This is a genomic window from Mycolicibacterium obuense, from assembly GCF_055397605.1.
The window spans coordinates 1,856,361-1,875,321 of sequence record NZ_AP043663.1 but is presented as its reverse complement, the minus strand read 5'-3'; the positions used below and the strand labels follow the sequence as shown (position 1 = coordinate 1,875,321).

The 18,961-nt window shown below is 69.7% G+C and carries 19 protein-coding genes; 6 read left to right on the top strand and 13 right to left on the bottom strand.

The genetic code is table 11. The features are described from left to right. Positions 1-28: 28 nt before the first annotated feature. Genes mnmA through ACZ50N_RS08900 form a run of 3 tightly spaced genes read right to left on the bottom strand, consistent with a single transcriptional unit; the run spans position 29 to position 3,059 of the window. Positions 29-1,102: a tRNA 2-thiouridine(34) synthase MnmA gene (gene mnmA, locus ACZ50N_RS08910; RefSeq protein ID WP_464475187.1), complete on the bottom strand. Its 1,074-nt coding sequence runs from the start codon at positions 1,100-1,102 to the stop codon at positions 29-31. Between the two features lie 2 nt (positions 1,103-1,104). Continuing rightward, positions 1,105-2,298, bottom strand: coding sequence for a cysteine desulfurase family protein (locus tag ACZ50N_RS08905; protein WP_110815016.1), 1,194 nt, complete (start codon positions 2,296-2,298; stop codon positions 1,105-1,107). A gap of 47 nt (positions 2,299-2,345) precedes the next feature. Then, positions 2,346-3,059, bottom strand: coding sequence for a lysophospholipid acyltransferase family protein (locus ACZ50N_RS08900; protein WP_236694425.1), 714 nt, complete (start codon positions 3,057-3,059; stop codon positions 2,346-2,348). Between the two features lie 10 nt (positions 3,060-3,069). Between ACZ50N_RS08900 and ACZ50N_RS08895 the strand changes: the two genes are divergently transcribed. Further along, complete coding sequence (locus tag ACZ50N_RS08895) at positions 3,070-3,201, top strand: hypothetical protein (protein WP_269083363.1); 132 nt, start codon at positions 3,070-3,072, stop codon at positions 3,199-3,201. On the opposite strand, the gene ACZ50N_RS08890 is transcribed toward ACZ50N_RS08895, so the two are convergent. The 3 genes from ACZ50N_RS08890 to ACZ50N_RS08880 form a co-directional block, all read right to left on the bottom strand. Continuing rightward, positions 3,188-4,036: a GNAT family N-acetyltransferase gene (locus tag ACZ50N_RS08890; RefSeq protein WP_464475186.1), complete on the bottom strand. Its 849-nt coding sequence runs from the start codon at positions 4,034-4,036 to the stop codon at positions 3,188-3,190. The two genes, ACZ50N_RS08895 and ACZ50N_RS08890, sit on opposite strands and share 14 nt — an antisense overlap. A 147-nt stretch (positions 4,037-4,183) precedes the next feature. Then, a complete protein-coding gene (locus ACZ50N_RS08885) occupies positions 4,184-5,140 on the bottom strand; it encodes an electron transfer flavoprotein subunit alpha/FixB family protein (RefSeq protein ID WP_133413255.1) in 957 nt (318 codons plus the stop codon). A gap of 56 nt (positions 5,141-5,196) precedes the next feature. Then, a complete protein-coding gene (locus ACZ50N_RS08880; RefSeq protein WP_046362378.1) occupies positions 5,197-5,988 on the bottom strand; it encodes an electron transfer flavoprotein subunit beta/FixA family protein in 792 nt (263 codons plus the stop codon). A gap of 191 nt (positions 5,989-6,179) precedes the next feature. Between ACZ50N_RS08880 and ACZ50N_RS08875 the strand changes: the two genes are divergently transcribed. From ACZ50N_RS08875 to ACZ50N_RS08865, 3 genes are read left to right on the top strand one after another with little or no spacing between them, the layout of a single operon-like run. Next, entirely contained in the window at positions 6,180-6,995 is an 816-nt protein-coding gene (locus ACZ50N_RS08875; protein WP_464475185.1) for a class I SAM-dependent methyltransferase, read from the top strand. Continuing rightward, positions 6,992-8,557 carry a 1,4-alpha-glucan branching protein domain-containing protein gene (locus ACZ50N_RS08870; RefSeq protein WP_464475184.1) on the top strand — a complete coding sequence of 522 codons (1,566 nt, stop codon included), beginning with the start codon at positions 6,992-6,994 and terminating at the stop codon, positions 8,555-8,557. The genes ACZ50N_RS08875 and ACZ50N_RS08870 overlap by 4 nt, the downstream gene beginning before the upstream one ends. Before the next feature lies 1 nt (position 8,558). Continuing rightward, on the top strand, positions 8,559-9,797 hold the full coding sequence (locus ACZ50N_RS08865; protein ID WP_048425278.1) for a glycosyltransferase family 4 protein: 1,239 nt from the start codon (positions 8,559-8,561) through the stop codon (positions 9,795-9,797). Here ACZ50N_RS08865 and ACZ50N_RS08860 read toward each other — a convergent pair. Next, a complete protein-coding gene (locus ACZ50N_RS08860; protein ID WP_046362381.1) occupies positions 9,794-10,531 on the bottom strand; it encodes an acyltransferase in 738 nt (245 codons plus the stop codon). The genes ACZ50N_RS08865 and ACZ50N_RS08860 overlap by 4 nt on opposite strands. Positions 10,532-10,663: 132 nt before the next feature. Between ACZ50N_RS08860 and ACZ50N_RS08855 the strand changes: the two genes are divergently transcribed. Continuing rightward, positions 10,664-11,941, top strand: a complete 1,278-nt coding sequence (locus tag ACZ50N_RS08855) for a BamB-related PQQ repeat family beta-propellar protein (RefSeq protein ID WP_464475183.1) — start codon at positions 10,664-10,666, stop codon at positions 11,939-11,941. A 116-nt stretch (positions 11,942-12,057) separates the two neighbouring features. Beyond that, a complete protein-coding gene (locus tag ACZ50N_RS08850; RefSeq protein WP_073682409.1) occupies positions 12,058-13,608 on the top strand; it encodes an alanine/glycine:cation symporter family protein in 1,551 nt (516 codons plus the stop codon). A gap of 12 nt (positions 13,609-13,620) precedes the next feature. Here the strand turns inward: ACZ50N_RS08850 and ACZ50N_RS08845 are convergent, their stop codons facing one another. From ACZ50N_RS08845 to ACZ50N_RS08820, 6 genes are all read right to left on the bottom strand, one after another. Continuing rightward, a complete protein-coding gene (locus ACZ50N_RS08845; protein ID WP_082164400.1) occupies positions 13,621-14,310 on the bottom strand; it encodes an esterase in 690 nt (229 codons plus the stop codon). 87 nt (positions 14,311-14,397) lie between these two features. Then, positions 14,398-15,615, bottom strand: coding sequence for a THUMP-like domain-containing protein (locus ACZ50N_RS08840; RefSeq protein WP_413783383.1), 1,218 nt, complete (start codon positions 15,613-15,615; stop codon positions 14,398-14,400). Continuing rightward, on the bottom strand, positions 15,561-16,571 hold the full coding sequence (locus ACZ50N_RS08835) for a class I SAM-dependent methyltransferase (protein WP_046363626.1): 1,011 nt from the start codon (positions 16,569-16,571) through the stop codon (positions 15,561-15,563). The genes ACZ50N_RS08840 and ACZ50N_RS08835 overlap by 55 nt, the downstream gene beginning before the upstream one ends. Positions 16,572-16,605: 34 nt before the next feature. Continuing rightward, the gene (locus ACZ50N_RS08830) at positions 16,606-17,271 is read right to left on the bottom strand and encodes an enoyl-CoA hydratase (RefSeq protein ID WP_133413259.1); all 666 of its coding nucleotides are present in this window, start codon (positions 17,269-17,271) and stop codon (positions 16,606-16,608) included. Next, positions 17,268-18,113, bottom strand: a complete 846-nt coding sequence (locus ACZ50N_RS08825) for an NUDIX hydrolase (RefSeq protein ID WP_133413260.1) — start codon at positions 18,111-18,113, stop codon at positions 17,268-17,270. The genes ACZ50N_RS08830 and ACZ50N_RS08825 overlap by 4 nt, the downstream gene beginning before the upstream one ends. Next, positions 18,110-18,961 (bottom strand): ABC transporter ATP-binding protein, encoded by an 852-nt coding sequence (locus ACZ50N_RS08820; protein WP_046363623.1) that lies wholly within the window; start codon positions 18,959-18,961, stop codon positions 18,110-18,112. The genes ACZ50N_RS08825 and ACZ50N_RS08820 overlap by 4 nt, the downstream gene beginning before the upstream one ends.

Below are 18,961 nucleotides of genomic sequence, written 5' to 3'. Positions count from 1 at the left end.
CGCGCCGAAAGCCTTGCGCTGCAGTCGGTCAGCGCGCCTCGGTGATCGTGGCACTGCCCAGCACCTCGTCCCCGAGCGGGTCCGGGCGGTACAGGACGAGCGTCTGACCCGGCGCCACCCCGCGCAGCGGAGCACGAAGATCGACGACCACGACACCGTCGTCGACGTGTGCCACCGCGTCCGCCATACCGCCGTGGGCGCGCACCTGCACCGTGCACTCGATCGGCCCCTCGGGGACCACCCCTGAGGTGAACACCGGCCGCTCTCCCCGCAGCGAGTGCACCTCGAGATCGGCGACATCACCCACGTAGACCGTGGCGGTGTCGGCGTCGATACCGGTGACGTAGCGCGGCCGGCCGTCGGGGCCGGGACCGGGGATCCCCAGGCCCTTGCGCTGACCGATCGTGAACCCGTGCACGCCTTCGTGTTCGGCCAGGACCGCACCGGTGGTGTCGACGACGGTGCCCCCGCGCACGCCGATCCGTGCCCCCAGGAACGCTCGGGTGTCCCCGGACGGGATGAAGCAGATGTCGTGACTGTCGGCCTTGTCGGCGACCGACAGTCCCCGCCGGGCGGCCTCTTCGCGGATCTGCGCCTTGGGGGTGTCCCCGATCGGGAACACCGCGTGCCGCAACTGCTCTGCGCTCAGCACCGCCAGCACGTAGGACTGGTCCTTGTCGTGATCCACAGCGCGGCGTAACCGCCCGTCCGACAGCTGGGCGTAGTGACCGGTGGCCAGCGCGTCGAAGCCCAGCGCCAACGCGCGAGCCGCCAACGCCGAGAACTTGATTCGCTCATTGCAGCGCACGCAGGGGTTGGGAGTCTCACCCCTCGCGTAGGACTCGACGAAGTCGTCGATGACGTCCTCTTTGAACCGGTCGGCGAAATCCCAGACGTAAAAGGGGATGTCGAGCACATCGGCGACGCGACGGGCATCGCCGGCGTCCTCCTTCGAGCAGCATCCGCGTGAACCGGTGCGCAGCGTGCCCGGCGCGGACGACAGCGCCAGGTGCACGCCCGTCACCTCGTGTCCGGCGTCCACCATCCGCGCCGCCGCCACCGAGGAGTCGACGCCGCCGCTCATCGCGACCAGAACCCGCATGACTACGCCCGTCCCGCGGCGCTCGCCAGAGCCGCTTGCCGTGCGCGCTCGACGGCAGCGGGCAGCACCGCCAAGACCGCGTCGATGTCGGCGTCGGTGCTGGTGTGCCCCAGCGAGAATCGCAGCGATCCGCGAGCACTGGCGGGGTCGGCGCCCATCGCGGTCAGCACGTGTGAGGGCTGCGCCACCCCGGCGGTGCACGCCGAACCAGTGGAGCATTCGATTCCCTTGGCGTCCAACAGCATCAGCAGCGAGTCGCCCTCACACCCGCGGAAGGTGAAGTGGGTGTTGCCGGGCAGCCGGTCCGCCCCCGTCGGGCCGTTGAGGTCGACGTCGTCGATGGTCGCGAGCACCTCGGCGATCATCCGGTCCCGCAGGGCACGCACCCGCGCGGCCGTGGCATCCATGGTCTCGACGGCGTCGCGCGCCGCGGCCGCCATACCGGTGACGCCCGCGACATCCTGCGTGCCCGAACGCACGTCGCGTTCCTGACCACCGCCGTGCAGCTGCGGGGTGCACGCGGTGTCGCGCCGCAGCAGGAGCGCGCCCACCCCGGTGGGTCCACCGAACTTGTGGGCGGTGACGCTCATCGCCGACAGCCCGGACGCGGCGAAGTCGACCGGGAGCTGACCGACGGCCTGCACCGCATCGCTGTGCATCGGAACGCCGACGGCCGCGCAGACCTCGGCGAGCTCGGCGATCGGCATGATCGTGCCGACCTCGTTGTTGGCCCACATCACCGATACCAGGGCGACGTCGGCGGGATCGCCGATCGCGGTGCGCAACGCCTCGGCCGAGACCACCCCGTGCCGATCGACCGGCACCCAGGTCACCTCGGCTCCCTCGTGGTCGACCAGCCATTCGACGGCGTCGAGGACCGCGTGGTGTTCCACCGGCGTCGTGACGATCCGACGGCGGGCGGGGTCGGCGTCGCGGCGGGCCCAGTAAATGCCTTTGACGGCGAGGTTGTCGCTCTCGGTACCGCCGGCCGTGAAGATGACCTCCGAGGGGCGCGCGCCGAGCAGGCCGGCCAGCGTCTCACGCGACTCCTCCAGCCGGCGCCGCGCCGAGCGGCCCGATCCGTGCAGCGAGGACGCGTTCCCGACCGAGGTCAGCGCGGCGGCCACCGCCTCGATGGCAGCGGGGCGCATCGGGGTGGTGGCAGCGTGGTCGAGATACACCGCGGACGCAGTCACAACGCTCCACAATAGCCGTGACCGGAGCCGCGCCCGTAGTCGAGAGCTCAGGCCGCCAGGGCGTGACGCTGGCCGCGGGCGGTGACCGCAGAGGTACCGGTCCCCCGCACCGCGGCCTCGCACCGCGCGGCGAGGTCTCGCCGATCCTCGCCCGGCAGCTGCAACGATTCGACGCGCACGTGCACGACGGTGCGTTGCGCTGTGACGAGCCTGCGGATCGAGGTGAGCAGGCTGTCGTCGCCGATGTAGGCCGCGGCCGTCGACGCCCGCCCGTCGCGGTGGTGATAACTCAGCCGCAGGGGTTGCACGGGCCGACCGGCGTCGATCGCGGCCTGGAACATCGCCGGGCGGAACGGGCCGTATGCCAGGCCGCACCACGTCGTGCCCTCGGGGAACGCCACGACGGTGCGTCCGGCGCGGAGCCTCTCGGCGACGGCGTGAACCACCTCGGGAAGGCGGCGCAGGTTGTCCCGTTCGATGGGGATCACCTTCATCAGCCGGGCCAGCGCGCCGAGCCCGGGCCACCCGATCATCTCCGCTTTGGCGACGAAGGCGCCGGGCATTACGGCCCCGATCGCGAAGACGTCCACCCAGGACACGTGCCCGCTGACGACGAGCACCCCGGGCACGTTACGAATCGGCCCGCCGGACACGGTGATTCGAATACCCAGGCAACGCAATACGACGCGGCAGTACCGGCGCTGCAGATGGGACCGGCCCGGCAGCGGCACCGCCAGCAGCGGCAGGGTGGGCAGCAGCACGATCGTCAGCGTGGCTCGCAACGCGACGCGGCAGATGACCGCGGCGCGCCGGCTCGACGTCTCGCTGCCCGCGGAGATGCAGGTCGGGCCGCAGGACGCGGCGGGTAACCAGGCGTGGGGACGGGCGTTCACGACGCGCTGACCGCCGCGGTCGCCGCACCTGCAGAGCGCAACCGCGCCAGATACCGGGTGTCGGCTCGGCGCTTGTCGAGTAGAGCCGGGAAGTCGCCGACGCCGAAATCGGGATCGTGGGCGGGTTCACCGCAGACCTGGGCGCCCAGCCGCAGGTACCCACGCATCAGCGGCGGCACCGAGGCCCGGGCGGGCGGCGCGATGTCGTCGAGCGACCGGCCGTCGACGACCACCGGACGGTAGGGGTGGACGGTGAGTTCGCGCGGTGCGCGGTGGCGGCGCGTCACGAAGTCGCGGACGCCGCGCAGGTGGGCGCCGGCGGGTTCGATCCCGGCGGGATCGGCGACCGGCACCGACACGCATCCGGTCACGTAGTCGTAACCGCTGTGGTCGAGGTAGGCCAGGATGCCGGACCACATCATCAGCACGACCGCCCCGTTGCGGTGCCCGTCGCGCACCACCGCGCGGCCCATCTCGACCAGCGACGGCCGGAGCGCATCGAGGGCCGAGACGTCGAATTCGGTGGCGGTGTAGAGACCCCCGGCGGCGATCGCGCCGGGCGGCGGGAGCATGCGGTAGCACCCGACCAGCTCGCCGGTGCGCTCCTCGCGGACCAGCAGGTGATCGCAGTACTCGTCGAAGCGGTCGGCGTCCAGATCGGCTCCGCTGTCGGCGAGCGCAAAGCCCGGCTCCGAGGTGAACACGTCGTGGCGCAGCCGCTGGGCGGCCTCGATCGAGGCGTCGTCGCGGCACAGCAGCAGCGAATAGCGGGGCGCCGGGCCGGCAGCCGCGTCGGGGTTGGCTGGGGCGTCTTGGGCGGAGATGAGTACAGAAGCAGTGCTCATGGTCAGCACGGTCGCGCAGGAGATCGGCGTGACGGCAAGCGGTGCGTGACGTGTTCATGAGCGCTGGGTGACGGTTCGGGTGCACCCTGCAGAGCGCGAACGGCCCCCGTCGCGGAGACGGGGGCCGTTCGGTGAAGCTGCTGGCGATCAGCCCTTACGAGCCTTGATGGCCTCGGTCAGCTGCGGGGTGACCTTGAACAGGTCGCCCACGATGCCGAGATCGGCGATCTCGAAGATCGGTGCCTCTTCGTCCTTGTTCACCGCGACGATCGTCTTCGACGTCTGCATGCCGGCGCGGTGCTGGATCGCCCCGGAGATGCCGAGCGCGATGTAGAGCTGCGGCGACACGGTCTTGCCGGTCTGGCCCACCTGGAACTGCCCCGGGTAGTAGCCGCTGTCGACGGCCGCACGGGAGGCGCCGACCGCGCCACCGAGCGAGTCGGCGAGCTCTTCGACGACCTTGAAGTTCTCCTCGCTACCGACGCCGCGACCGCCGGAGACGACCACGGTCGCCTCGGTCAGTTCGGGGCGGTCACCCGCGACCGCGGGCTCGCGCTTGGTGATCTTGGTCGCATTCTCCGCGGGTGCGGGCACCTCGACGTTGACGACCTCGCCGGCGCCGTCGGCCGGCGCCGCCTCGATCGAGCCGGGACGGACGGTGATCACCGGGGTGTCGCCGACGGCCTCGGCCTCGACGGTGTAGGCCCCGCCGAAGATCGAGTGGATGCCGACGCCGCCCTCGCGGACCTCGACGACGTCGCTGAGGATGCCCGCCCCGATGCGTGCGGCGAGCCGTCCGGCGATCTCCTTGCCGTCGGCGCTGGACGCCAGGATGACCGCCGCAGGCGATGCGGACTCGGCCAGCGAGGCGAGCACGTCGACGTAGGGTGTGATCAGGTAGTTCTCGGCGTCGTCCGATTCGGCGACGTAGATCTTCGCAGCGCCGGCTGCCTTGAGGCCGTCGACGAGCCCGTCGGCGGTGCCGGGCTTGCCCACCACGACGGCGGAGGGCTCGCCCAGTGTGCGGGCGGCGGTGATCAGTTCGGAGGTGACCTTCTTCAGCGCACCTTCAGCGTGCTCCACGAGCACCAGTACTTCAGCCATGAGATTCGTTGCCTCTGAGTCTTTCGGTGATGGAAGGGGGGAGTGGAGGGGGGTGCCTAGACGATCTTTTGAGCGACCAGGTACTCGGCGATCTTCGTGCCGCCCTCGCCCTCGTCGGTGACCTTCTCGCCCGCGGTCTTGGGCGGCTTCGGCGTCGACGTCCGCACCTTGGACCCGGCGTTGGCGACGCCCACCTCGTCGGCTTCCACGCCGATCTCGGCGAGCGTCAGCTTCGTCACTTCCTTCTTCTTGGCGGCCATGATGCCCTTGAAGGACGGGAAGCGCGGTTCGTTGATCTTCTCGTTGACGCTGACCACGGCGGGCAGGTTCGCCTCGAGGGTGAACACGCCGTCGTCGGTCTCGCGCTCGCCGGTGACCTTGCCGCCTTCGACGGTGAGCTTGCGCACGTGCGTCAACTGCGGGAGGCCGAGGTACTCGGCGATGATGGCCGGCACGGCGCCACCGGTCCCGTCGGTGGCCTCGTTACCGGCGATGACCAGCTCGGTGCCCTCGATGGTGCCCAGTGCGCGAGCCAGCGCCCACCCGGTCTGCACCATGTCCGAGCCGTGCAGACCCTCGTCGACGAGGTGCACCGCCTTGTCGGCGCCCATGGACAGCGCCTTGCGGATCGCCTCGGTGGCACGCTCGGGCCCGGCGGTGAGCACCGTCACCGTGCTGTCGCCACCCTCGCGCTCCTTGATCAACAGCGCCTCCTCGACGGCGCGCTCGTTGATCTCGTCGAGCACGGCGTCGGCGGCCTCGCGGTCGAGGGTCCAGTCACCCTCGGACAGCTTGCGCTCGGACCATGTGTCGGGAACCTGCTTGATCAGAACCACGATGTTCGTCATGAGTTCGTCCTTCTCGAAGGGGCCGGTGACCGGCCCGCCTTATCACGTTTGGAGCTCTCATCCCCATGTTACCAGTCGGTAACTTAAGGCGGTTCGCAAAAACACCATAGCTGGTCGAAGTTTGCGATCTCGCCCGCCCGGGTGCGACGAACTATTCGTCATCGCTCGGTTACGGGTTAGCCTGCCTTCCGATGAGCACACACGTGACCACCTCCGAGGCGAATCAGCCGCCGGCCGAGGCGCCCATGGCCCTGACCGGCGAACGAACCGTGCCCGGCGTTGCCGAGGAGAACTACTGGTTCCGCCGCCATGAGGTCGTCTACCGCGATCTCCTCGACCGCCTGGCCGACCGCTTCGCCGGCGCCGACGTCCTGGAGGCCGGCTGCGGCGAGGGTTACGGAGCCGACCTGATCGCCGATGTCGCCCGCGGTGTGATCGGCCTCGACTACGACGAATACGCCGTCGCCCACGTCCGGGCCCGCTATCCCCGCGTCGACATGCGCCACGGGAACCTCGCCGAGCTACCGCTGCCCGACGAGTCGGTGGACATCGTGGTCAATTTCCAGGTGATCGAGCACCTGTGGGACCAGGGGCAGTTCGTCGCCGAATGCCGACGGGTCCTGCGGCCCGGCGGCCTGCTGCTGATGTCGACGCCCAACCGGATCACCTTCACCCCCGACAGCGACACCCCGGTCAACCCGTTCCACACCCGCGAGCTCAACGCCGCGGAGCTGACGGAACTGCTGACCGACGCCGGCCTGCGCGTGGACGCCCTCTACGGCGTGTACCACGGCGCCCGACTGCGCGAGATCGACGCACGGCACGGCGGATCGATCATCGACGCCCAGATCACCCGCGCGCTGTCCGATGCGCCGTGGCCGGCGGACCTGCTCGGCGACATCGCCTCGATCACGATCGAGGACTTCGACATCGAGCAGGACACCGAGCAGGACAGCCGTCCCATCGACGAGAGCCTCGATCTGGTCGCGATCGCGGTACGACCGTGACCTCGGAGCAGTCGACAGCCGAGCCGGTACCGGGGCTGTTCACCTTCGTCCTGCACACCCATCTCCCGTGGCTGGCTCACCACGGCCGCTGGCCGGTCGGCGAGGAGTGGCTCTACCAGTCGTGGTCGGCGGCCTACCTGCCGCTGGTGCGGGTGTTGCGCACCCTGGCCGCCGAGAACAGGCAGCACCTACTCACCCTTGGCGTCACCCCTGTCGTGGCGGCCCAGCTCGACGATCCGTACTGCCTGCAGGGCATGCACCACTGGGTGGCCAACTGGCGGCTGCGCGCCCGCGAAGCCGCCACGATGCGCACCCCGACGGGACCATCCCCCGCTTCCACACCAGAAGCATTGCGCCGCTTCGGGTCCCGCGAGCTCGCCGAAGCCGACCGCGAGCTCGCGGAGTTCGAGACACTGTGGCGCCACGGCGGCAGCCCGGTGCTTCGGGAACTCATCGACGGTGACGTCATCGAGTTGCTGGGCGGCCCGCTGGCGCACCCCTTCCAGCCCCTGCTCACCCCGCGGCTCCGCGACTTCGCCCTGCGCGAGGGCCTCGCCGACGCGGGCCAGCGCTTCGCTCACCAGCCGGCAGGCATCTGGGCGCCCGAATGTGCCTACGCCCCCGGAATGGAAAGCGATTACGCCGCAGCAGGAGTCGGCCACTTCATGGTCGACGGCCCGTCACTGCACGGCGACACCGCCCTCGGGCGACCGGTCACAGACTCCCCGGTGGTGGCGTTCGGCCGCGACCTAACCGTGAGTTACCGCGTGTGGTCGCCACGCTCCGGGTATCCCGGCCACGCCGCCTACCGCGACTTCCACACCTACGACCACGCCACCGGACTCAAACCCGCCCGGGTCACCGGACGCAACGTGCCCTCGGAGGAGAAGGCGCCCTACGACCCCGAGCGCGCCGCGTCGGCCATCGAGGTGCACGTCGCCGATTTCGTCGCGACAGTGCGGGATCGCCTTCTCAGCGAGAGCGCCCGCATCGGCCGGCCCGCCCACGTCATCGCGGCGTTCGACACAGAGCTGTTCGGGCACTGGTGGTACGAGGGCCCGCAGTGGCTCGAGCAGGTTCTGCGCGCGCTGCCGGCGGCGGGCATCCAGGTGGGCACCCTGGCCGACGCACTGGCTGCCGGGTACGTGGGTCAGCCGGTCGAATTGCCGCCCAGCTCATGGGGATCCGGTAAGGACTGGCAGGTGTGGTCGGGCGAGCAGGTGGCCGACCTGGTACGCCTCAACACCGAAGTCGTCGACACCGCGCTCAGCACCGTCGACAAAGCACTGGCGAATTCGCAGGGCTCCCGGATGGTCGTGGCCGACCAGATCCTGCGGGAGACCCTGCTGACGGTGTCGAGCGACTGGCCGTTCATGGTCAGCAAGGACTCGGCTGCCGACTACGCCCGCTACCGGGCGCACCTGCACGCCCACGCCACCCGCGAGATCGCCGACGCCCTGGCCTCTGGCCGCACCGAGCACGCCGAACGTCTGGCGGCAGGCTGGAATCGCGCCGACGGTCTGTTCGGCGCGCTGGACGCGCGCCGTTTGCCGAGCCCGTGACATGAAGGTCCTCCTGATCTCGTGGGAGTACCCGCCGGTCGTGATCGGTGGGCTGGGCAGGCACGTCCACCACCTGGCGACCGAACTCGTCGCCGCCGGTCACGACGTCGTCGTGCTCAGCCGCAGGCCCACCGGGACCGATCCGGCCACCCACCCGACGACCGACGAGGTGAGCGAGGGCGTGCGCGTGGTCGCCGCCGCCGAGGATCCGCACGAATTCGCCTTCGGCACCGACATGATGGCCTGGATTCTAGCGATGGGTCACGCCATGCTGCGCGCCGGCCTCACCCTCGGCGACTGGCGACCCGATGTCGTGCACGCCCACGACTGGCTGGTGGCCCATCCTGCCGTCGCACTGGCGCAGTTCTTCGATGTACCACTGGTTTCCACCATCCACGCCACCGAAGCGGGCCGGCACTCAGGCTGGGTGACAGGGTCGGTCAGCCGGCAGGTACACGCGCTCGAATCCTGGTTGGTGCACGAATCCGACTCTCTCATCACGTGTTCGGCGTCCATGCGCGAGGAGATCACCGCACTGTTCGGCCCCGGCCTGTCCGAGATCGCCGTCATCCGCAACGGAATCGACACGCACGGTTGGCCTTTCGCGTCGCGTCGACCGCGGACCGGGCCCGCGGAGCTGCTCTACTTCGGCCGACTCGAGTACGAGAAGGGGGTCCACGACGCGATCGCCGCCCTCCCCCGCATCCGGCGAACCCACCCGGGGACGACGCTGACGATCGCCGGGGACGGCACCCAGCGGGCGTTCCTGGTCGAGCAGGCACGTCGGCATCGCGTGCTCAAGGCCGTCGACTTCGTCGGCCAGGTCGACCACGAACAACTCCTGGCCCTGCTGCACCGGACCGACATCGCGGTGCTGCCGTCGCGGTACGAACCGTTCGGCATCGTCGCGTTGGAGGCCGCCGCAGCGGGCGCACCCCTGGTAGTGTCCGACGCCGGCGGCCTCGGCGAGGCCGTCGGCCACGGCACCACCGGCCACACGTTCCCCCCGGGCGACGTCGCCGCGCTGGCGAGCGCCGTGCGTACCGCCCTCGATGACCCCGACGCCGCCCAACGCGCAGCGATCGCCGCCCGTGAACGGCTCACCTCCGAGTTCGCGTGGGCGACCGTCGCCGCAGAGACCGCGCAGGTTTACCTCGGCGCCAAACGTGGCGAGCGCCGGCCTCACCCGCGCCGACCGATTGCCGAGCTGGCGCTACCCGAGCGACACCGCGACGGCTAGCGCGAGGCTTTCTTGCGTTCGATGTCGGCCAGCGCCGCCGCCAGTTCCGCCCGCTGGGCGGCCGTCGTCTCCCACGACGTCTTGCGGTTCTTGACCACCTTGGCCGGCGCCCCCACCGCGATCGAGAAGTCCGGGATGTCCCCTCGGACCACCGCGTGTGAGCCGAGCACGCACCCGCGCCCGATCGTGGTGTTCCGCAGCACGCTGACCTTCACCCCGACCCAGGTGTCCGGGCCGATCCGCACCGGGCCCTTGATGATTCCCTGGTCCTTGATCGGCAACTCGATGTTGTCCATCCGGTGGTCGAAGTCGCAGATGTAGCACCAGTCGGCCATCAGTACCGAATCGCCGAGCTCGATGTCGAGGTAGGTGTTGATCACGTTGTCGCGGCCGAGCACCACCTTGTCGCCGATCCGCAGGGACCCCTCGTGGCAGCGGATGGTGTTCTTGTCGCCGATGTGCACCCACCGGCCGATCTCCATCTGGGAGAGCTCGGGCGTGGCCTGGATCTCCACGTCCTTGCCGAGGAACACCATGCCGCGCGTGATGATGTGCGGGTTGGCGAGCTTGAACTTCAGCAGACGCCAGTACCGGACGAGGTACCACGGCGTGTAGGCGCGGTTGGCGAGCACCCATTTCAGCGACGCCATCGTGAGGAAGTTGGCCTGGCGAGGATCCCGCAGCCGCGATCCACGCCAGCGCTTGTGCAGCGGCGCGCCCCACATCGTCGTCATGGCCGGAAAGCCTACGCGAGGGTGCAGTACCCATTCCCGTGTCGCTCCGCTCCTGCCCACCGGGGGCAAGCGGTTACCCTCACGGGGGCTCTCGGTCCACCGCTCGTGTCCCCCGCGACCAGAAAGGAACCCGTGCTCCGGCGAATCATCGTGCTGGCCAGCGCCGTTCTCGTCGCCGCCGCTGCGGCAGGTTGCGGAACCACCGATTCCTGGGTCGAGGCCCGCGCCGCATCGGGCTGGGCCGCCCAGTACGCCGACGCCGCCAACCGGAGTTCCGTCTCGCTCTCGGGTGCCGACTCGCTGCGGCTGGAGTGGGTGCGTTCGGTCAAGGGTGAGCTCGCCGCGCAGGTGTCGCTGGGCTCGGGCAACTACCTCGCCGTCAACGCCCAGACCGCCGGCGGCTGCTCGCTGATGGTGTGGGAGGCGAACAACCGCGCACGTCAACGGTGGTGCACCCGCCTCTGGCAGGGTGGCGGCCTCTCGAGCCCTCTCTTCGACGGCTTCGACAACCTGTACGTCGGCCAGCCCGGCGCGGTGCTGTCGTTCCCTCCGACGCAGTGGATTCGCTGGCGGCAGCCGGTGATCGGCATGCCGACCACGATGCGATTCCTCGACCCGGGCCATCTGCTGGTGGTCACGCACCTCGGCCAGGTGCTGGTGTTCGACGCACACCGGGGCACGGTCGCGGGCAGCTCGCTGGACCTGGTGGCAGGCTTGGATCCGCGCGACTCCGAACGGGGTCTGCAAGACTGCCGACTCGGCGGACCGGAATGTCCCGTGGCGGCCGCACCGGCCTTCTCCGAGTCCTCCGGCGCCATCGTGCTGACCCTGTGGCAACCGGGTGCCGAGGCACCTGAACTGGTGGGGCTGCGCTACCGGCCCGGGCAGACGCCGCTGATCACCCAGGAGTGGACCAGCAACGCCGTCGGCCGCGGCCCGCTCGGCAGCCCGGTGTTCTCCCCGGACGGCAACACCGTCTACGTCAACGGCCGCGATGAACGGTTGTGGGCGATCAACGCCGAGGACGGTTCGGTGAAGTGGTCACAGCCGCTCGACTATCTGGCGCAGACCCCGCCCTCGGTGTCGCCCGAGGGACTGATCCTCGCCGGTGGTGGCCCCGGCGCGAAGCTGACCGCCGTCCGCGACACCGGCGACGGGCCGGAGCGGCTGTGGCGGCGCGACGACACGGCGCCGCTCACCACGAGCAGCATCGCGGGCGTCGGGTACACCGTCACCCGCGACGGCGACGGGATGGCTCTGACCGTGTTCGATCTGGGTGACGGGCACACCGTGCACTCCTACCCGTTGCCGAACGCGACGGGCTGGCCGGTCGGGGTGTCGATCGGCCATGACCGTCGGGTGGTGACCGCGACCAGCGACGGCCGGGTCTACGGTTTCGCGCCCGCCTAGCCGCCTGCAGACATTCAGGTTTCTTACAGCAACTTCACAGCACGGTAACCCCCGATCGCACACAATGGGACGACCTGTCGGCGCGAAAACCCACGATCGAGGGAGACCACTGCGGCATGTCCGACTTCCTGAGCACTGTCAACGGCTTTGTCTGGAGCAATGCACTGGTCTATCTGTGCCTGGCCGCCGGGGTGTACTTCTCGATCCGATCCCGCTTCGTCCAGGTCCGGCAGGTCCCCGAGATGATCCGGTTGATGGTCAAGGGCGACAAATCGCCGTCGGGGGTGTCGAGCTTCCAGGCGCTGACGATGTCGCTGGCGGGACGCGTCGGCACCGGCAACATCGCCGGCGTCGCCACCGCCATCGCCTTCGGCGGCCCGGGGGCGATGTTCTGGATGTGGCTCGTCGCCTTCCTCGGCGCGTCCACGTCCTACGTCGAATGCACACTCGGCCAGATCTACAAGGACCGTGACAAGCTGACCGGCGAATACCGCGGCGGCCCGGCCTACTACTTCAGCCGGGCGTTCGCGCACACCGCGGCCGGGCCGGCCATGAAGGTGTACGGCTACGTCTTCGCCGCGGTCACCATCCTGGCGATGGGCCTGCTGCTACCCAGCGTGCAGTCGAATTCGATGGCGTCGGCGATGAACTCGGCATGGGGATTCTCGAAGTGGTGGGTCGCCGTCGGAACGGTGATCGTGCTGGCGTTCGTCATCATCGGCGGCGTGAAACGGATCGCCACGTTCGCATCGATCGTGGTGCCGTTCATGGCGGTGGTCTACATCGTGCTGGCGCTGATCATCGTGGTGATCAACGCCAGTGAGCTTCCCGGCGTGCTGAGCCTGGTGTTCTCTAGCGCTTTCGGCATCGACTCCGCATTCGGCGCCATTCTCGGTGCGGCGGTCATGTGGGGCGTCAAGCGCGGCATCTACTCCAACGAGGCGGGTCAGGGCACCGGACCGCATGCCGCCGCGGCAGCAGAGGTGTCCCATCCCGCCAAGCAGGGTCTGGTGCAGGCCTTCGCCGTGTACATCGACACGCTGTTCATCTGCTCGGCGACCGGCTTCCTGATCCTGTCCACGGGCGCCTACCGCGTGTTCGAGGGCGAGAGCGCGACGGGTGCGGTGATCCGGGAGGGCGGCACCGTGCTGGCACCGGACGCGGAGGTGGGTCCTGCGTTCGCCCAGGCCGGTTTCGACACGCTGTGGAACGGTGCGGGCTCCAGTTTCATCGCCGTCTCGCTGGCCTTCTTCTGCATCACCACGATCATCGCGTACTACTACATGGCGGAAACCAACCTGCGTTTCCTGCTCGGCAGGTTCGCCACGGCGCAGGTGCCGCTCGTGCGCGGCTCGCTGGGCGCCACCACGACGATGCTGCTCCAGGCGTTGATCCTGGTGTCGGTCACGATGGGCGCGGTGTCCACGGCGTCGGACGCCTGGGTGCTCGGCGACATCGGCGTCGGCCTGATGGCATGGCTCAACATCCTCGGCATCATCGTGCTGCAGCAGCCGGCCTACAAGGCGCTGTGGGATTACGAGAAGCAGAAGCAACAGGGCCTCGACCCGGTGTTCGACCCGGTGAAGCTCGGGATCACCGGTGCGACGTTCTGGGAGAACTACGATCCGGTCCGCAGCCGCGATGAGCGATCCAGCGCGACGCTGTAATGCTCGCCCCGCTCAGGCCAGCATCGATGCGACGGCCGAACGCGGCACCGTGGCCTGCAACGCCCCGCCAGCGCCGGCCATGACCTCTCCTTGACCGAAGAAGAAGATGATCGAGTCATCGGTCAGGGCGAACTCCGAGTACTTGGCGGGGTCGAGCCCGTCGGTCGCGGTGATCGGAGAATCGACGCCCAGTTGACGGGAGACCTCGGACTGCACGATCGGGAAGATCACGTCCAGCGGCCGGGTGTCCGGCTTGAACAGCGACGCGAAGCTGATCGGCGCCTTCTTGGCGACGTCCCAGTTGAACGATTTGTACCAGGTCTGCGGGTGGGCGCCGCCGACGTTCTCGTACACCTCGAACACGACGCTGCGGGTCCCGCCGTCGTCGGGACCGCTGCGGTACCCGGTGCCCTTGCCGTCGAGAACGTAGGGCAGGTTCCACGAGCCGGGCATCTCCGCCACGTTGACGAAGCCGTCCCTGGTCTGGGTCAGGTAGCCGATCAGGGCCTGTTGGTCGGGGTAGTCGGCGGGAAACGTGAAGTCCACGGTGTAGGTGGGGTTCTCGATGTGCACGGTGCACACCTGCGCCGTGTCGACCGTGCCGCCGAGATCGGCGCACGCCGGCTCCGCGGCGGCGGCCGGGGTCGCGACCGCGCCGGCGAGCACACCGGCGGCCAGCAGGGCGGCGGCGATCACGCGCATCGTCAACAGCATCCTCATCGTCGGCGCCGCACTCTGTCGGGCGCATCGGAACATCACTGGGGAATCACCGCCAGGGTACGTGAGCGCTCAGCGTGACGGACGACATATGAATGCCGTTGCCCGGCTTGCCGCCCCGGAACCGATGCGGGTGATGACGACCGACGCCTGCTGGTCACCGCGCAGTCGCAGTCGCCTGCGCAACGCGTCGGGATCGACGTCGACACCGCGGATCAGGATCTCGACCGCTCCCACCGCGCGTCCCGAAAGCGCCTGGCGCAGGTGGCGTTCGCTGTAGCCGAGCTGCTCGAGCACCTCGAATCCGCGCACCCCGTCCGGAAGCCGGTCTCCGGACAGGTAGGCGATGTCGGGGTCGATCTGCCACAGTCCGTGCCGCGCCGCGTAGTGACGCACCAGCCCGGCGCGCACCACGGCCCCGTCCGGGTCGACGAGCCAGCGGCCGGCCGGTGCGACGCCGCAGTCGTCGGGGTCGGTGTCGACGACCTGCTCCCCTGTGTCGAGCATCGTCGCCCGCCGGCGCACCCCGGTGTCCGCCAGGCCCGGTGACCACAGGCATGCCTCCCGCACGCTGCCGGCAAGCGAGGTCACTTCGATCTCGCCGCGGAAACCCATGTCCTCGACCACCGCGAAATCGATTCCGGGAGCGCACTTCACGGCGTGGTCACGGGAAGCGAGCGCGGCGAACAGGTCTCCGAGAGGCGGCTGGTAGGCACGGGGGTCGAAGCGGCGCGTGGACCCGCTCCGGCGCGCCGGGTCGGCCAGCACCACCGCGTCCTTGCTGACCGGATGCAACGCATCGGCGCGGCAGAGCGCAACCTGGTCGCCGACGTTGTGCCTGGCCATCGCCAACCGCACCGGATCGAGATCACTGCCCATCACGAACGCGGCCGAATCATCAAGCGCCACAAGCTCGGAACCGATCGAGCAGGTGAGGTCGTGCACCGCCATGCCTGCGAGACGCTGCGCCCGGTGCGCCGCGACCGGCGCCGCGGTGGCCTGCTGCAGCGCCTCGTCGGTGAATAGCCATTGTGCGGCGTCGTCGAACTTGGCTGCAGCCCTGCGGCGCAGCGCCACCGTCTCGACCAGCACCGCGGCTCGCTCACCGAACCGTGTTCGCGCTGTTGCCACGTCGGCGACCAGCGTCGCGGCACTCAGCTCGAGGCGACCGACCTCGCTGAGCGCCTGCCGCCCGGATTCGCTGCGCAGGAAGCGCACATCGTCGAGGCCGAACGCTACGACGACGGGCCGCCCGGCTTGACCCCCGTCACCATGACGTTGTAGAACCAGCCCTTCGGCACGACCCGTCGCCACACATTCGAGTCCACCCACGACAGCGTCGTCCAGCTGCTGAACGCGAATCTCGCCCAGCCCCAACCGAGGCGGCCGGGAGGCACCGCAGCCTCGAACGTCCGGATGGGCCAGCCGAGCATCGCTGCGGTGAATTCTTCGCTGGCCGTGCGCACGTCGACGGCACCGGCGTTGGTTGCCATCCGCTCGAGGTCGGCCGGATCGAAGGTGTGGAGGTCGACCACCGCCTCGAGCGCCGCGGCCCGCGACGACTCGTCGAGTTCGGTCTGCGGCCGGCGCCAGTCCGAGAGCATCGGGAGCTTGGTGACGTTGGTGGCGATCCGCCAGGTCAGCGTCGACAGCTCGCGGGCGTAACGGTTGCCCACCGTGGTCGGCTCACCGGCGAACACGAAGCGACCGCCGGGCTTGAGGACCCGCACGACCTCGCGCAGGGACAGCTCCACGTCGGGGATGTGGTGCAGCACGGCGTGGCCGACGACCAGGTCGAATGTGTCGTCCGGGTACGGGATGCCCTCGGCGTCGGCGACCCGGCCGTCGATGTCCAGCCCGAGGGACTGGCCGTTGCGGGTGGCCACCTTCACCATGCCCGGCGACAGGTCGGTGACCGAGCCGCGCCGCGCGACCCCGGCCTGGATCAGGTTGAGCAGGAAGAACCCCGTACCGCAGCCCAGCTCCAACGCGCGGTCATAGGGCAGCTCCCGCTGCACCTGCTCGGGCACCGCGGCGTCGAATCGGCCGCGGGCGTAATCGACGCAGCGCTGGTCGTAGGAGATCGACCACTTCTCGTCGTAGGTCTCGGCCTCCCAGTCGTGGTAGAGCACCTGGGCGAGCTTGGTGTCCTGCATCGCGGCTTCGACCTGCTCTTTGGTCGCTCGCGGGTTCGGAGCCGGGACGGCGACATCGGGGCCAGTGCCGGCGTCGTTCGTTGTCGTCATGCAGGGCAGCCTAACGCTCCGGCGGCAGCGCCGGTCACGGCCGGTCGAAGGCGGCCTTGGCCGCAGCGAGCACGTCGGGGGGATAGTCGAGGAAGCGGCGCGCCCGGGTCAGCGCGGCGTCGTAGACGCCGTCCGGCGCGACCAGTTCGTCGACCAGACCGAGTGCGAGTGCCTCCCGCGCGTCCACGAAGCGCCCCGTGAACACCAGGTCTCGAGCCTTGCTGGGGCCGACAGCGGCGGCCAGGCGCGTCGCGCCGCCACCGACGGGCGCCATCCCGGCCAGGATCTCGGTCGCCCCGAACTTCGCGTTGTCGCCGCTGACGCGCCAGTCGGCGGCCAGCGCAAGGGCCAGTCCTGCTCCCAGGGCGTAGCCGGTGACGGCGGCGATCGTCGGGCGGGGCACCGCGGCGAGCGCCTCGACGGCCGTCCGGCACAGCTGCGCGGCCGCCGCGGCCTCGTCGGTGTCCAGGGTCTGCAGTTCGGGCATGTCCTCGCCGGCGGAGAAGATCTCGTGGCCGCCGAACACGATGATCGCGGCGAGATCCTGCCGCTGCCCCAGGTCCTCGGCGGCCTCGACGATTTCCCGGCAGACCTGGCGGGTCAGCGCGTTCGTCGGCGGCCGCGACAGCAAGAGTGTGGCGATCCGGGGCTCGTCGGAGGCCTGGTCGCGGCTGGTGTGGACGCTGACGAACTCGCTCACGGCTGCGAGGCGCGGTCAGTGTGGCCTTGCGGGGCGCGGCGATTGCGGGCGGCGTTGTAGCGCTCGCTGTTGAAGAATTCGATCTCCCAGTTGCCGCCCGGCTTCGCCGACAGCGACGGCTCGATCGCGACGATCTGCCGCTCGACGGCGAGCACCTCGGCCACCGTGCGGCCGGCCAGCGCGTCGAGCTGTGTCCAGGTCGGCGGGAGCAGGAAGCTGCGGCCCTCGGCGAAGTCGTCGAGCGCAGCCTCAGGGGTCACCCAGCCGGCCTTGTCGGTTTCGGTGTTGTCGCCGTCGGCGCGCTGCCCCTGCGGCAGTGCGCCGACGAAGAAGTACGTGTCGTAGCGGCGGGTGCGCTCTTCCTTCGGAGTCACCCAGTTGGCCCAGGGCCTCAGCAGATCCGACCGCAATACGAGCTTCTCGGCGCGCAGGAACTCACCGAACGACAACTGCTTGCTCTCCAGCGCGGCACGCTGTTCGCGGTAGACCGACGCGTCGTCGACCAGCAGGTCGGGATCGTCAGCAGAGCCCGCGAACAGCACTCCGGACTCTTCGAACGTCTCCCGCGCGGCGGCACACACCAGCGCCTCGGCGAGTTCGCTGTCCACACCGAGCCGCTCTGCCCACCAGCGCGGCTCGGGGCCGTGCCAGGCGATGTCCGCGTGGCGATCGCGGTCGTCGACCCCGCCGCCGGGAAACACCATCACCCCGGCGACGAACTCCATCGCCGCGTGCCGGCGCATCAGGAAGATTTCGATTTCTTCGGCCGTCCCATGGGCCTTGTCGCGCAGCAGCATCACGGTCGCCGCGGGGCGCGGAACCAGCGGATCGTCGGACGTCATGAACGCCTCCTGTGGGCGGCTCGGGTGCGCGCGCGGCGCGCGAAGTAGCGGCCGTCGATCAGATCCAGGGCGATCGACTGACCGAAGGCGGCGGACAGATTGTCTGCGGTGAGCACATCGCTGAGCAGGCCGGCGGCGACGACCGAGCCCTCGGACAGGATCAGGCAGTGTGAGAAGCCGGGCGGGATCTCCTCGACATGGTGGGTGACCAGCACCATCGCCGGCGCGTCCGGGTCGAGTGCGAGATCACTGAGGCGGGCCACGAGTTCCTCACGGCCGCCGAGGTCCAGCCCCGCGGCGGGCTCGTCGAGTAGCAGGAGCTCGGGGTCGGTCATCAGAGCGCGCGCGATAAGCACCCGTTTCCGCTCGCCTTCGGACAGCGTGCCGTAGGTGCGGTCGGCCAGATGCTCGCCGCCGACGCTTTCGAGCATGTCGAGAGCCTGGGCGTAGTCGACGTCGTCGTAGCGCTCCCGCCACCGGCCGAGCACCGCGTAGCCCGCCGACACCACGAGGTCACGCACGATCTCGTCGTCGGGAACCCGTTGGGCGAGAGAGGCGCTGCTCAGCCCGATGCGGGCCCGCAGCTCCGACATGTCGACCCGGCCCAGTCGCTCACCGAGGATGAAGGCGGTGCCCGACGACGGGTGTTCCATGGCGGCGGCGATGCGCAGCAGCGACGTCTTGCCGGCTCCGTTCGGTCCGACGATCACCCACCGTTCGTCGAGCTCCACCGACCAGGTGATGGGCCCGACCAGCAGACGCCCGTTGCGCCGCAGCGTGACCTTCGCGAAGTCGATGAGCAGGTCTTCGTCGGCTACTGGTTCTTCATCACCGGGGTCGGCTGGCAC

Excerpts from the sequence above, each read along its gene's own strand:
- mnmA (WP_464475187.1), bottom strand. The coding sequence starts at position 1,102 with ATGCGGGTTCTGGTCGCGATGAGCGGCGGCGTCGACTCCTCGGTGGCG.
- ACZ50N_RS08890 (WP_464475186.1), bottom strand. The coding sequence starts at position 4,036 with ATGAGCACTGCTTCTGTACTCATCTCCGCCCAAGACGCCCCAGCCAAC.
- ACZ50N_RS08885 (WP_133413255.1), bottom strand. The coding sequence starts at position 5,140 with ATGGCTGAAGTACTGGTGCTCGTGGAGCACGCTGAAGGTGCGCTGAAG.
- ACZ50N_RS08880 (WP_046362378.1), bottom strand. The coding sequence starts at position 5,988 with ATGACGAACATCGTGGTTCTGATCAAGCAGGTTCCCGACACATGGTCC.
- ACZ50N_RS08875 (WP_464475185.1), top strand. The coding sequence starts at position 6,180 with ATGAGCACACACGTGACCACCTCCGAGGCGAATCAGCCGCCGGCCGAG.
- ACZ50N_RS08865 (WP_048425278.1), top strand. The coding sequence starts at position 8,559 with ATGAAGGTCCTCCTGATCTCGTGGGAGTACCCGCCGGTCGTGATCGGT.
- ACZ50N_RS08860 (WP_046362381.1), bottom strand. The coding sequence starts at position 10,531 with ATGACGACGATGTGGGGCGCGCCGCTGCACAAGCGCTGGCGTGGATCG.
- ACZ50N_RS08850 (WP_073682409.1), top strand. The coding sequence starts at position 12,058 with ATGTCCGACTTCCTGAGCACTGTCAACGGCTTTGTCTGGAGCAATGCA.
- ACZ50N_RS08845 (WP_082164400.1), bottom strand. The coding sequence starts at position 14,310 with ATGCGCGTGATCGCCGCCGCCCTGCTGGCCGCCGGTGTGCTCGCCGGC.
- ACZ50N_RS08835 (WP_046363626.1), bottom strand. The coding sequence starts at position 16,571 with ATGACGACAACGAACGACGCCGGCACTGGCCCCGATGTCGCCGTCCCG.
- ACZ50N_RS08825 (WP_133413260.1), bottom strand. The coding sequence starts at position 18,113 with ATGACGTCCGACGATCCGCTGGTTCCGCGCCCCGCGGCGACCGTGATG.